We start from the raw sequence: 12623 nt of genomic DNA on the forward strand, positions 1-12623 counted from the left end.
GTGGGGTCAATGCTTCAATCTAAAATCTCAAATCTCAAATCTCAAATCGATTGACCTTTAGGACTCCCCAAAACAAACCCGGTTTCTCAATCAGATATCTGGCGCCTCGATCAGAGGGCTAGGGAGAAACCGGGTTTCTAGTCCCGGCGAACGCGGGAACTAAACAGTTTTTAAACCTTAGACTTAGCCGAGGCCGGCTTCTTGTCAATAGTTTTCATCCCGTTGAGGAACATCGGCACAAATTTCTCGACAAAGGCCTGCGGGTCGCGGTTCCAGGCCCGCTGAGCTACATCGACTCTGGTCATTTGCAGGTCAGGGGCGATCAGGGTGGCCGGCAAGCGCTCCATCAAATATTGCGGGCGTTCCCACATTGGCATAGTGTTGGCGATGTCTACCAAGCGGGTGACGCGGCGCAGTTCTGCTCCCAGCATGATATCCATTCCCGACTCGAATGCTGCTTGTTCGATCGCCGCATACTTGCGTTTTGCCTGTTCCACCTTTTCCCGGTGTGCGGGACTCTTAGCAGCAATTGCACCCAGCCAGCGGTTTCCCCAGCGGACGTGACCTGCTTCTTCGGGAAAAATCTTTTCGATCGTTTCGCGGATTTTGACGTTTTCGTCGGTTTGGGGAGCATTCTTGAGGGCGTGGATGTGGGCTGAGAAATACTCGCATCCCCGCTTTTCGGTGACGTTAATCGCCGCTAACGAAGAAATTACAAAATCTTCGCGGTCTTTGGTAGGGTCTTTTTGCTCGCTGTCGAACAACCGTTCAAATTCGTCAATGTATGAGACTCCCGGCGGCTTTCCGACATTTTGACCGAGGTCTACCAGCAAGTCGGTAAGCCACATGGCGTGCCGCGCTTCGTCGGAAATGTGCCGGGACAGGTCGCGCACGAGTTCGGCCGGTTCGCCGTCTAGCTGCTCGATCAAGTCGGTGAGGTCTTTGCAACTGCGCTGTTCGCTGAAGCGGTAGCGGTTGAGGGTGATCAGGTGGATTTCGCGATCGCGCACCACTTGAGCTAAAATCTCGCGCGCTCCCATGGCGTTGCGCAGCTTGCGGGGATAAGCAACAGTCATGCTTTTATGTTGTTTTGTAAAGATACTTATAAAAGTGTAACGCAGTTTTTGGGCTTCCTAATTCACTCGCAAGGTAGAATTATTCGGGGATCGGGCATCGGAAATCGGGCATCGGGCATTGGCTTGACATCAAATTTTAGTCTCATCTGAAACCAGATCCGAAGCCGACTCTTCTTTGAATTTTCGTGCCTCCTCCACTTCCAGTCTAGCCAGCGTACTCGCCGCATCCGCCAACTGCAAAGCCAGATTCATTCGACCAACTGGGTTTTTCTCCTTCCAAAGGTCTTTTGCCAAGAAATGTACTCGATAGCGGAACATTTTAATTGACTGTGATGGAATAACTTTAGCTGTCATGGTCATAACCTCTCTTCAACAGTAGCTAGAATGCGAAGCAGTACCCGTTCCGGTTCTAGATAAACAAATGTTAGTATAATTACTTGATCTTCATTGCCGATCGTGACATCCCATGTAGCCGATCGAGGTTCCACCAGTTCGTGCCTGACTATTACAGTATATTGTCCTGCTGCCAAGTCATCAAATCCCGCATCTGCCTCCATCAAGGCAACTGTCTCCTCGGCCAGTATCCGTCCGTCCCGATTTAGTAAAGTAATAAAGGCAATGCCATCAACTGAGGTCATGGCAATATTATTTTGATTGCGTACCATCACAAAAATATCGGACATTATTGGTTATTGGTTATTGGCTACGATCGCTATAAACTAAATTATTATTACTTAAGTGTACTCTTTATTTGATGATCCTGTTAAGGATATTTAATTGCTGTGAATCATTTTAAGCCTTTGCTAATTTTGACTGCGAGTGCAGCGCTTCTCGGCTTGGAAGTAAACGAGGCGATCGCTAATGTCTCAAATATATCAGGAAGTCTGCTTGATTCGCAGATTTACAGCGCGGAAGTATCAGAAAAGAGGGATCGCCATTTAACCAACTCTCAAGGTACCTTAAAAAAAGGCAGTGCCATCTCTGTCGATCCAGATCAAGTTAGGGGCATACCAAAAGCTGAGGCGAGGACACGTTTCATTCTCAATAAGATATATCTGATTCAGGAAGATACTACCGCTGATGATTTATTTATTGTTGATGAGAAAGCAAATAAATGGGTAGTAAAGGATGTCTTATACGCTACTGAAGACGCTACTAATAAAAGCGCCGCTCTGATAGTTTCGTGTAACGCGAATGTCTGGGCTGTTATAGAGAATTTTTAATATGTGGGAATTGGTATTTGGTTTGACAGTCCGCCTAAATTATCAAAAAAGGTCGCCTGCAATGGCGACCTTTTTTGATTAAAAATCAAACATCAAATATGTTTAATTTTCAACTATCTAACAATCGTAGTAGAGAGCAAACTCGTAGGGGTGAGGACGTAACCGCATCGGGTTAACTTCGTTGTCGAGTTTGTAGGAAATCCAGGTTTTGATGAAGTCTTCGGTAAAGACGCCTGTGTCTGTTAAGAAAGCATGGTCTTTTTCTAAAGCTTCTAAAGCGCCTTCCAAGGAACCGGGAGTCGAAGGAACTTTTGCTAATTCTTCTGGGGAAAGGTCATAGATATCTACGTCCAAAGGTTCGCCCGGATCGATTTGATTTTTGATGCCGTCTAAGCCTGCACACAGCATGGCTGCAAAGGCTAAATAGGGGTTGGATGTGGCGTCGGGACAGCGGAATTCTAAGCGCTTGGCTTTCGGGTTGGTTCCTGACAGCGGAATCCGCACTGATGCCGATCGATTTCCTTGAGAGTAAGCTAAGTTTACTGGCGCTTCAAAGCCGGGAACCAATCGCTTGTAAGAGTTGGTTGTGGGGTTGGTGATTGCCAAAAGTGCCGGGGCGTGCTTGAGAATGCCGCCGATGTAATGCAGTCCCATTTGGCTGAAACCTGCATATCGATCGCCTGCAAATAGCGGCTGGCCGTCTTTCCAAATTGACTGGTGAACGTGCATCCCGGAACCGTTGTCGTTAAACAGCGGTTTCGGCATGAAGGTGATGGTTTTGCCGTATTTTTTGCCGACGTTTTTGATGACGTATTTGTATGTCATCAAGTAGTCGGCGGCTTGGACTAATGTTGCAAAGCGGAAACCGAGTTCGCATTGGCCGCCGGTGGCGACTTCGTGGTGGTGTTTTTCGATGGGTACGCCGCATTTGGCCATTGTCAGCAGCATTTCTGTTCTCATGTCTTGAGAGGTATCGGTTGGTGCTACTGGGAAATAACCTTCTTTGTAACGCGGTTTGTAGCCGAGGTTGCCGCCTGCTTCTTCTTTGCCGGAATTCCAGCGACCTTCGATCGAGTCTACGTAATAGTAGCCGGAATTTTGGGTTTGGTCGAAGCGCACGTCGTCAAAAATGAAGAATTCTGCTTCCGGGCCGAAGAATGCTGTATCGCCGAGACCCGTGGTCAGCAGGTAGTCTATGGCTTTTTGGGCGATCGTCCGGGGACAGCGGCTGTACGGTTGGCCGGTGCGGGGTTCTTTGATGCTGCAAATGAAGCTGATCGTGGGTTCTGCCATGAACGGGTCTATCCACGCGGTGGTAGGATCGATGACCATTGTCATGTCTGATTCGTTGATGGCTTTCCAGCCGCGAATGCTGGAACCGTCGAAGGGTACGCCGTCGGTGAAGGCGGTTTCGTCGATTTGGTCGTGGTACAGGGAAAGGTGTTGCCAGATCCCCGGCATATCGATGAATTTCAGATCGACGATCTGGATCTTATTTTCTTTTATGTAGTTTAGGGCTTCTTGGGGTGTCTGGAACATGACTTACTCCTGATATTGGTTTTGTCTTGCCGCTCGGCAGATTTCAGACTCTTTGGGCGATCGTAGGCCTTGACTTTCCAGGTTTTTGTAACATTAGATACAAAATATTTGGGTTGGCCTAGTGGGGTTGGGTAGTTCGTGATGCTTGCCTTGTCTGTGTTTCGGCTGTTGATATCAGACAAACGGCTGAAATTTGCGGTCATTTGCCAGCGATCGACTACCCTCTGTGCAAATCCTATCTCAAATCTTAATCAAAGGCCGATTTGTAGTAGTCTACAATAGGCGGTCTATCTCAGATAGCAAAGTATTGATAAAGATTTTTGGGAGAGAAACTTATGCGTGATGCGGTGACGAGTCTGATTGAAAATTATGATGTTGCTGGTAGGTATTTAGACCGAGATGGTATCGATCGGTTGAAATCTTATTTTGCAACAGGCACGGCACGGGTACAAGCAGCAGCGGCGATTAACAGCAATGCTGCGGCAATTGTCAAGCAAGCTGGTATTCAGCTATTTGCTGAACAGCCCGAATTGATCCGTCCTGGTGGAAATGCCTACACAACTCGTCGCTACGCGGCTTGTCTGCGGGATATGGACTATTACTTGCGCTACGCTACTTACGCCCTGGTGGCTGGAAGTACCGATGTGCTAGACGAGCGCGTGCTGCAAGGTTTGCGCGAAACTTACAATTCTCTGAGCGTTCCCATTGGCCCGACGGTGATGGGGATCGGGATTATGAAGGAAATGGTTAAGGCTCAAGTGGAAGCTGCCGGCTTGTCTGTCGGGCCTTTTCTGGAACAGCCTTTTGATTACATGATTCGCGAATTGAGCGAACAAGATATTTAAGTCAAGCAAGCTGGTTCTTTTAGCAGCAAATTGCAGTTGTGGCTTGCAGGTAGCAGGTGTTGGATAGATCGCTTTTTTGGCATTCGTGCCTTCAAGCGATCTTTTTAATGACTTAAAAATCTCCTACGCATCCCCAGACAAGGCATTTGTCGAGGGGACATTTGGTTTGGCGACGATCGATTTGCTCCCTGGTTGTTGCTTCTACTTCGCCATTGGGGTAAAGAATGTGGATGATGTTACCGCTGATGAAGGCTAAGGGATTTTCTTGACAAATGCTCTGATTTCTGATCGGAAAGTTACTTGTTTTCATGCTCGATCGCCCTGATTGTGTTTGTAGCGCATTTCCCTGTAGTTACATAATCGGCTATTTGCCAAATTTTTTATGTGATTCTACGAATGTTTATCTGTGATCGGACTACAAACCTATAGCGATCTAGGTCACATAATGCCAGGTGAGGGCGATCGCCTATCAAGGCCCAAAACACCAGACAAATTCCGATGTTAAATGACGGTAGTACCTCGTAAAACACAATAATCGCCAAAAATGTGCTGTCGGTTTTTGCGTAAGTGCTAATGTGATACTGTCCTAAACCCGATCCGTAAAAATTACAAACTTTGGCTAAACAGCGACTAGACACTTTATTGGTAGACCTGGATTTGTGCGCTTCCCGACAGCAAGCTCAGGCTTTGATTCGGACTGGGAAAGTATCGATCGATCAGCAGGTAATTGACAAACCCGGGACTGAGGTTGACATTGCAGCAAATATTCAGATTAAAGAGCGATCGCGCTACGTTTCCAGAGGCGGCGACAAATTAGCCAAAGCTTTACAAGTGTTTGCGATTCCCGTGGCGGGGAGAATTTGTCTCGACGGCGGCATTTCCACAGGCGGTTTTACCGACTGTCTGCTGCAAGCCGGTGCGGCACTGGTATACGGCATAGATGTGGGCTACGGTCAAGCAGATTGGGGCTTGCGCAACGATCCGAGGGTTATTTTGAAAGAACGCACCAATTTGCGGTACATGACTGCTGCGGAGCTTTACGGCGAGTCACCGCGAGCAGATTTGGCGGTAGTAGATGTGTCGTTTATTTCCCTAGATAAGGTTTTACCGGCGCTGTGGGAATTGCTGGCACCACCGCGAGAAGCAGTATTGTTGGTAAAGCCGCAATTTGAGGTTGGGCGCGATCGCGTCGGAAAAAAAGGTGTAGTGCGAGACTGGGCTACTCAAGCCGATGCGATTTTTCAAGTGTGGAAGGCAGCCACAGCCTTAGGATGGCAGGAAAGAGGCTTAACGTGGTCGCCTTTACTTGGCCCTGCTGGAAATATCGAGTATCTTTTATGGTTGGGGATCGATCGCGAACAGGAAATAGACCAAAGTGCGATCCTCTTCGAGGGCTGCGCTAACGAAGAAGGTGTTGTGAAGGAACGGATCGCACAAGTTGCGAAAGCGGCGGCGCAGGAACTTGTCAAGTGATTTTAGATTTGAGATGTTAGATGGACTGCCAAATGTCAAACTAATCAATTTTAAGATTCAAATTTGGAGAGCCAGATTTATCTAAAATTTCAAGTTTTTTTGTCAATCAGACTCCTAAAGTTTCACAAGAGTGAATAATTCCATGCAGTCATTAAAACAATTCGGTTCGGTTTTTCTGTACGTTCTAGGTGGCATCGGATATCTGGCGAGTGCAGCTACGATTGTCGGCGTTTCAATTCTGATCAAGTTCGCAGCTCTGCTACTAGCAGACAAACTATTATATACAATTCTGATTATCGGCGATTTGTTGAGGGGCATCGAAATTATCGAACTGTTAAATATATTGGTATTTGCTTTTGTCGGCATGGGATTTGGGCTCGCCACAAAACTGCTACCCCCTAAATACAGCCGTCAGATTAGTGCGGTTTTGTTGATACCTATAGTTCCCTTAGTTTTCATGAGTACGCCAGCGCTCAGATATAATTCTTGGCTGGAAAAAGTAGGAGAATCGGATAAGTTATTGCCTGCGGAAACAGCAACATTAACTAACTCATTTTTGCAACGAAAGGTAGGAGTGCCGGGTTTTCTCGGTTATTACGTATATACTGGGCAATTTCCGGTGATTCCGACAAAACAATCTGAAATGAAAGACCTCGACAGCTTTGAAAAAAAAGTTAATTCAAAATTTGTGCAGTTAACAGGAGTTGCTCCGACGATTGTTACTTGGTCAATGCGGGTGTGTTTTTGGCTGATTAGAATATTTTATTTTTGTATTGCGGTAATTGCGACGATTGTTCATTTTAGGGAAGGTGTGAGAATCGCGGGACGGTAAGAATACAAATAAGACGGGCGCGGTTGAAACCGCGTCTACACAAACTTTCGTCTGCCTCCGCAGACTGAAGATAAGACGGGCGTGGTTGAAACTGATCCTACACCAACGTAGGCGTTAGCCTTGTTGAAGGGTAGTCTGCCTTCGCAGTGTAAAGAAAATAAGGTAATTGGAATCGTCCAGTTTTCAACCGGCGTCCGGCTTGTTTTGTTCGTGTAGACGCGGTTTCAACCGCGCCCGTCTTCTGCAATTATTAGGACACAGCAATCAGTTGACCAATTTTTTTGAAGATTTGAAGAACCGTAAAAAGTTCGTTTGTTAAAGGAAGCGGTGAAAATATTCTTGATAAGTCATATTTAGGTGGATTCTGAAAGTCTAGCTTGACAAATACAATTTCACTGCCATTTGTCATTGCAGCAAAACTCGGTCTATCCTGCCGGGGATTGGCTGTCATGTATGCTAGTGTTTGGGGAAGTGCAGACATTACTGAAATCGTGGTGCGCTTCGATTCTAGGAGTGTCACCCAAAACTGATTTTGCATCACTAAAACATCAATCCGTCCTTTGAGAGTTTCTATTTCCTCATCCTCCTCATCTAAAACAATTTGTACGGATTTTTCAGCAGTCATTTTAAAAGGTGAATCGTAAAAACCAGCCCGTTCCAGTAGAGGCGAACCCATGATTAGCGTGACGGTTCCTTCTGTCAGATTTCCATCATTGAGGTGATAGAGATATCGGCGCCGAATCAAATTGAGAGCACTTTTATCGGCTTCTGTAATTTCGGGCAAATCTTGATACCATTCGGGAAAAAATCCCTCGGATTCAGTTCGCGCAATATTGAATCGAGATTCAACATCTGCTAAAGTTTGGATGACTTCAGTAACGGCTGCGGTTTGTGTCATATTTTGAATTCTTGCTGCAAGCGATCGATAATTGTATTGCGCTCGATGGTAGCTAGAATCTCTTGAATGACAGTATCCTGTCCCAGAGGACCCCAAGTGCAGCCTTTTTCTAAATAAACTTGGGCAGCGCGACCGACAGCGTAGGTTCCGTAAGCTGCTAAACTAGCTTGAGTGACAGCGACTCCGGCGAAGGTCGAAAAGCCGATATGCGGCGCAGCAGCGGCTGCACTTTTGCCAAATCCCAAGAGAAAACTGCTACCTAATTCTCCCAAAAGCACGCCGCCAGCGCTAGAGAAAATAGTTTGCCAAAGTTTCCCAGCTTCGTAACCAGTCATGGGTAAACCGTAAAGTCTGGATAAAGAGCGAATTAAGGCTAAATCTGCGACAGTTGCGCCCATGACATCTAGGAAAGCAACGGGGTTTAAGCCGACAGCCAAAGCTTTGTATTTGGCAAATTGCCAGATTAAATCATCTGCTTCTGTTTGGCGCAATTTGAGAATTTGATGAGCAAGATTTGCTTCGGCATCTCTAGCTTCTACTAAAGCATTAAGTGCGAGGAGCGATCGCCCTTCTCTGTTAAGAATTGTCAAAAGTGTGTGCTTGAGTTCATCTATTTGGGGAGGCGGCGACTCCCATTCGTTGGTAACACTTCCATCTGACCATTCTACCCGCACTTGCATCGGCGCGGGCTCGGCGGCTACCATGACTATTTCTAAGGATTTGGCTATTTTAGCGGGTGATTTTGCGGTAGATTTAGGAGCAGGGATGTTGTTTGGGCGATCGTCCAAATCGTCCCAATCGTCCCAATCGTCAAAATCTGTTACCGCATCGGCTGCTGACTGTTCAGAATTTCCCAGGGCTTGCAAACTTTGGTAAATAGCTTTTCGGTCTAATTCTGGATACAGGTCAATTTTATTAAAAACTAAAATTAGCGGTTTTTGAGCTGTTTGCAATTCGCACAAAGCTTGATATTCAGTGCGAGTGATATCGCCAGCTACAACAAACAGAATTAAGTCAGCTTGGCGAGTTACTTGTTTCGCCATCTCGCCGCGCACTTCCCCGCCAACTTCATCAAGTCCGGGAGTATCAATTAATTCTACTTGAACCCCCCCCAGCCCCCCCTTACCAAGGGGAGGTTCCAGAAGCCCCCCCTTACCAAGGGGAGGTTGGGGGGGTTCTACACTGTCAAGGAGGGGTAAAGGCACACTCCAGCGCACGGAACGCGGCCATTGAGTCACGCCGTTGAGAGGGCCTGTTTGCAGGATTTTTTGACCCAACAGCGCGTTTAATACGGCTGATTTGCCGCGACTTACCAGGCCGAAAGTTGCAATCCGAATGATGTTGTGGTCGAGTTTTTCGGAGGTAGAAGTTAAAATATCTAATTGATTTTGGAGCGCCGCTTCTAACTCTGTGTTGTTGGAGTTTTTTTTGCCTTGGCGCAGGTAGGAGTAGCGCGTGAGGGCTTCGCGCAAACTGGCGCGGGCTAGGGATAAGCGATTTTCTTGAAGGGAGTTGTCAGCCATTGGCGATCGGCTTTTTTAAGCAGGTATAATTGAACTTGGAGAAATCAACGATCTAACTTATTTTACTACAAATTTAAGGCTGAGATCCGCCTCCGAAAATTTGTTCCGCGTTCAGTTCCATATTGGGAAATGTAGGTGAAATAATGCGATCGGTCCCTCTGAACTGTCTAATCCTATACTCTCCTTCCACAAGCTGACAAACCGAGAGAGTGGGTGCTTTGGGGTCGCCAATATGACGTATTCCTCCGAATCCAGCATAATCCGCAATCCAATATTCGAGGATTCCCATCATTTCGTAATCTGCCAACTTTTTGAGATAATCGTCGCGCCAGTTGGTACTGACAACTTCCACAAGTAGCGGGATAGATGTTCCTTGGGTGATTGTTGCTGACTTCAACCATAGGGGTTCGGAGGCTAAAGCTTGACGGTTTAATAGCAAAACATCAGGGATATATCCTGTATCTTTAGCAGGTGGCTTAACTAACGCTTTCGAGGGAATGCGGTAGGGAAGTTGCAGTTGGGTGTAGAGCAGTGTAAATTCTTGAACGAGGTATGCTGTGATATCTTCGTGTTCTCCTGTTGGCTGCATTTCAACCATTACCCCGTCGTGTAGTTCGTAGCATCTGTTCTCGGCTTTATGTTCTAGAAATTCTTCAAAGGTTAGTATTTTTGGTTGAGTTTGTATCATTGTGCAAACTTTCTTTAGGAATAACAAAGAAGGCAAATATTAGCTGGTTCCGAAGTGAAGTCTGGTAACGGGCAAGATGGCGGTTCCACAATAACAAAATTTTCTTGTGGAACAGGCCGGAAAGCCTGTTGCTTTATTTTAACTTAATTAGCCACAGACTTAACGGTTTCTGTTCCACAATAACAAAACTTTATTGTGGAACAGGAATCTTGCCTGTTGCTTTATTTCAACTTAATTGACCGCCGACTTAACAGCCTGAGGCCCAGATGTCTGAGGCGAGAGACGACTTGCAATTTGGTTGACGAAAGATTGCAAGAAGGAAACTTGTTGATTTTGCTGAAATACTGTTTGCAAAGTCTTAGTCAACTGATTGAGACTGAAAATGCCTTTGGCTGCATTTTCCAGTTCTTGATTTTGGAAATATTCAATCAAACTCAGTCCGGCTATTCTGGTAAAATAGGCTGCACTAATTCCCTGGACTGCGCCTCCAGCGGCATAGGTAACAGCATTGCTTTTCAGCAGCCCAGTAATAGTTTGGGTAGACAGTTCTACTAATCCGAGTTTGAACATTTGGGTTGCCAAAGTTCCCGCGACTGTCTTAGCTTGGTCTAAGGAAAACTGTTGCTGATAGATAGCGCCGAGGTCGATTACCAGTTGGGTGCTGATGGCGGTTGTGGCTAACAAGTCTAAGGCGGGAACCGGGTTAGCAAAAACGGCGGCGGCGGCGATATACTGATATTGTTCGATGATAGGCATTGCCCGATCGCGCCTGACGCCATTTAATAAAGTTTTTGCTTCTAATTTAACCATTGCAGCCTCGCGGACTGCACTCGCCCAGACCAACTGTTGCCGTTCTTGAGTTAAGATTTGAGTGAATCTTTCCGTCAGCCGTTCGAGTTGAGAGCCTTGAGTTTCAATCCGTTCTTGAATTGTGCCGTCCGCTTGGTGCTGCCGCACTTTAATCGAATTCGGGGAAGCTGCGATCGCAATTATATCTTCTGTCCCCAATATTCCTTGCATTCTTTGGTGCAACTGCTGCAAAATTTGTGATTGCTGCGCTGGCAAATATTGGTCTAGTTTGTTCAAAACTAGCAGCACGCGCTGACCTGCGGACGCTAGTTGAGATAATGTTTGAAACTCGGAATCTGTGATGTCGCCCGCCGTGACAAACAGCACTAAATCGCCGCCAATTTTAGCATCCGCATTTGTGGTATTGGCAAACAGCGGTGCTGTTTCTGAGAAAATCTGCTGTTGCGGCTGTTGAAATGCCCAATCAGAGTTTAAAACTTTAATTAAGGCAGTTTTACCGACAGCTTTGCCGCCAGTTACGGTAATCCGCAAATCTTGTCGGTCTAATTCGGCTTTGAGTCGATCGAGCTTTGCTGTTAGATCAGCCGGATTTGCCGAGTTTTGAGCTTCTGAGGCGAGCAGTTTAATTGCTGCTTCGGCCGCCGCGATCGCTTTTTCGGCTGCTTCCCGCTTGGCCAGGGGCTGCGGGAGTTCGAGTTCGAGTTGGGGAGATTGTTGTTTCCACCACCAATACCCCGCACCGGCAGCCGCCAAGCCGATGAGTGCCGTTTCGCCCATTTCTGAACCCGAATGCTGTAGAGTTTCCAACAGCCACAGCGCTGCTGAAAGTCCTATTCCGCCTATCAAAATTGGTCGCCGCAAGTTAAGTGTCATTTTTCCCTTCCTGTGGGTATTATCGCCAAGCTTAACCTTACCGGGCTTGGCCTCCCTCCCTTAATTCCATCGTACCTCTGCGACATCCAAACTGGCGATCGGGCTATCCCACTTTTGGTGCGGGATTTCCGGCCTGTTGTACAATCAACTTTTTGCACTTTTTCAAACGGGGAATAGAGGACTGAAGTCCTCACTACAAACGAAGAGGTTTTTACATTATTATTTGAGCGCTAAAATAGTTGATGTTTTCCTAGGTTGATTCTCCTTGAAACTGCGCTTTAAAAACATCAATTATTTCTGCGGGAATTGCTCGTGGTCGCATTGTCGCAATTTCCACCCACACCCAAAGCGCCTCTGCTTTTAACAAGATTTCGTCACTTCCATTCGAGCGAATTTCGTAGCGGCGGACGGCCCGCGGCCCGCGCATCTGTTCGATCCAAGTCGATATCTCCAGTCTATCGCCCGCGGCTGCCGATCGCAAATAATCAATTTCGATCCGCCGCATGACAAAGACGCCGCCCAATTCCCGGTAGCGGTCTAGCGTAAACCCCAAGTGTTCTAAATGTTCGATCGCAGCGTGTTCTAAATAATGCTGGTAAACTGCATTATTAACGTGACCGAGGGCGTCCATTTCGTAATGGCGCACTCTAATTTGTGCAGTAAATGGTGTCAATTGCTCACCTTTCCACTTGTTGGGGTATTTTGTAGTTCCGATTGCGATCGATAATTCCAACCCAGACGCGATCGGGGGTGCATCAGGGCGCAAGCAAATATGTGTGTAGGGGCGAAGCATGACCTCCGTAAATAGGAGATGATAACTAATAACTTATATGCGGTCATGCT

14 protein-coding genes are annotated in these 12623 nt (G+C 46.8%); 4 read left to right on the plus strand and 10 right to left on the minus strand.

The window, feature by feature from the left end:
• Window positions 1-170: 170 nt before the first annotated feature.
• The 3 genes from QT974_RS20935 to QT974_RS20945 form a co-directional block, all read right to left on the minus strand.
• Complete coding sequence (locus QT974_RS20935) at window positions 171-1076, minus strand: ferritin-like domain-containing protein (protein ID WP_333470347.1); 906 nt, start codon at window positions 1074-1076, stop codon at window positions 171-173.
• Window positions 1077-1205: 129 nt separating this feature from the next.
• Entirely contained in the window at window positions 1206-1430 is a 225-nt protein-coding gene (locus QT974_RS20940; protein WP_333470348.1) for a hypothetical protein, read from the minus strand.
• Window positions 1431-1432: 2 nt separating this feature from the next.
• Window positions 1433-1759: a hypothetical protein gene (locus QT974_RS20945; protein WP_333470349.1), complete on the minus strand. Its 327-nt coding sequence runs from the start codon at window positions 1757-1759 to the stop codon at window positions 1433-1435.
• A 99-nt stretch (window positions 1760-1858) separates the two neighbouring features.
• Between QT974_RS20945 and QT974_RS20950 the strand changes: the two genes are divergently transcribed.
• Complete coding sequence (locus tag QT974_RS20950; protein ID WP_333470350.1) at window positions 1859-2299, plus strand: hypothetical protein; 441 nt, start codon at window positions 1859-1861, stop codon at window positions 2297-2299.
• 117 nt (window positions 2300-2416) lie between these two features.
• Here QT974_RS20950 and glnA read toward each other — a convergent pair whose 3' ends face one another.
• Window positions 2417-3838, minus strand: coding sequence for a type I glutamate--ammonia ligase (gene glnA / locus QT974_RS20955; RefSeq protein WP_333470351.1), 1422 nt, complete (start codon window positions 3836-3838; stop codon window positions 2417-2419).
• Window positions 3839-4173: 335 nt separating this feature from the next.
• Between glnA and apcB the strand changes: the two genes are divergently transcribed.
• Entirely contained in the window at window positions 4174-4683 is a 510-nt protein-coding gene (apcB, locus tag QT974_RS20960; protein ID WP_333265824.1) for an allophycocyanin subunit beta, read from the plus strand.
• Window positions 4684-4795: 112 nt separating this feature from the next.
• Here apcB and QT974_RS20965 read toward each other — a convergent pair whose 3' ends face one another.
• A complete protein-coding gene (locus QT974_RS20965) occupies window positions 4796-4993 on the minus strand; it encodes a hypothetical protein (RefSeq protein ID WP_333470352.1) in 198 nt (65 codons plus the stop codon).
• Between the two features lie 305 nt (window positions 4994-5298).
• Here QT974_RS20965 and QT974_RS20970 point away from each other — a divergent pair, with 305 nt between their 5' ends.
• Window positions 5299-6156, plus strand: a complete 858-nt coding sequence (locus QT974_RS20970; RefSeq protein ID WP_333470353.1) for a TlyA family RNA methyltransferase — start codon at window positions 5299-5301, stop codon at window positions 6154-6156.
• A gap of 142 nt (window positions 6157-6298) precedes the next feature.
• Window positions 6299-6988, plus strand: a complete 690-nt coding sequence (locus tag QT974_RS20975) for a hypothetical protein (protein ID WP_333470354.1) — start codon at window positions 6299-6301, stop codon at window positions 6986-6988.
• Between the two features lie 250 nt (window positions 6989-7238).
• On the opposite strand, the gene QT974_RS20980 is transcribed toward QT974_RS20975, so the two are convergent.
• The 5 genes from QT974_RS20980 to QT974_RS21000 form a co-directional block, all read right to left on the minus strand.
• Window positions 7239-7886, minus strand: coding sequence for a type I restriction endonuclease subunit R (locus QT974_RS20980; RefSeq protein WP_333470355.1), 648 nt, complete (start codon window positions 7884-7886; stop codon window positions 7239-7241).
• Window positions 7883-9409: a GTP-binding protein gene (locus QT974_RS20985; RefSeq protein WP_333470356.1), complete on the minus strand. Its 1527-nt coding sequence runs from the start codon at window positions 9407-9409 to the stop codon at window positions 7883-7885. Before QT974_RS20985 ends, QT974_RS20980 begins: the two co-directional genes overlap by 4 nt.
• A gap of 73 nt (window positions 9410-9482) precedes the next feature.
• A complete protein-coding gene (locus QT974_RS20990) occupies window positions 9483-10097 on the minus strand; it encodes a Uma2 family endonuclease (protein ID WP_333470357.1) in 615 nt (204 codons plus the stop codon).
• A gap of 231 nt (window positions 10098-10328) precedes the next feature.
• Entirely contained in the window at window positions 10329-11780 is a 1452-nt protein-coding gene (locus tag QT974_RS20995; protein ID WP_333470358.1) for a YcjF family protein, read from the minus strand.
• 250 nt (window positions 11781-12030) lie between these two features.
• The gene (locus QT974_RS21000; protein ID WP_333470359.1) at window positions 12031-12573 is read right to left on the minus strand and encodes an acyl-CoA thioesterase; all 543 of its coding nucleotides are present in this window, start codon (window positions 12571-12573) and stop codon (window positions 12031-12033) included.
• Window positions 12574-12623 lie beyond the last annotated feature (50 nt).

Origin of the sequence: Microcoleus sp. BM001215392, from assembly GCF_036700185.1 — a bacterium.
Taxonomy (GTDB): Bacteria; Cyanobacteriota; Cyanobacteriia; order Cyanobacteriales; family Microcoleaceae; genus Microcoleus.

Excerpts from the sequence above, each read along its gene's own strand:
- QT974_RS20935 (WP_333470347.1), bottom strand. The coding sequence starts at position 1,076 with ATGACTGTTGCTTATCCCCGCAAGCTGCGCAACGCCATGGGAGCGCGC.
- QT974_RS20940 (WP_333470348.1), bottom strand. The coding sequence starts at position 1,430 with ATGACAGCTAAAGTTATTCCATCACAGTCAATTAAAATGTTCCGCTAT.
- QT974_RS20945 (WP_333470349.1), bottom strand. The coding sequence starts at position 1,759 with ATGTCCGATATTTTTGTGATGGTACGCAATCAAAATAATATTGCCATG.
- glnA (WP_333470351.1), bottom strand. The coding sequence starts at position 3,838 with ATGTTCCAGACACCCCAAGAAGCCCTAAACTACATAAAAGAAAATAAG.
- apcB (WP_333265824.1), top strand. The coding sequence starts at position 4,174 with ATGCGTGATGCGGTGACGAGTCTGATTGAAAATTATGATGTTGCTGGT.
- QT974_RS20965 (WP_333470352.1), bottom strand. The coding sequence starts at position 4,993 with ATGAAAACAAGTAACTTTCCGATCAGAAATCAGAGCATTTGTCAAGAA.
- QT974_RS20975 (WP_333470354.1), top strand. The coding sequence starts at position 6,299 with ATGCAGTCATTAAAACAATTCGGTTCGGTTTTTCTGTACGTTCTAGGT.
- QT974_RS20980 (WP_333470355.1), bottom strand. The coding sequence starts at position 7,886 with ATGACACAAACCGCAGCCGTTACTGAAGTCATCCAAACTTTAGCAGAT.
- QT974_RS20985 (WP_333470356.1), bottom strand. The coding sequence starts at position 9,409 with ATGGCTGACAACTCCCTTCAAGAAAATCGCTTATCCCTAGCCCGCGCC.
- QT974_RS20990 (WP_333470357.1), bottom strand. The coding sequence starts at position 10,097 with ATGATACAAACTCAACCAAAAATACTAACCTTTGAAGAATTTCTAGAA.
- QT974_RS20995 (WP_333470358.1), bottom strand. The coding sequence starts at position 11,780 with ATGACACTTAACTTGCGGCGACCAATTTTGATAGGCGGAATAGGACTT.
- QT974_RS21000 (WP_333470359.1), bottom strand. The coding sequence starts at position 12,573 with ATGCTTCGCCCCTACACACATATTTGCTTGCGCCCTGATGCACCCCCG.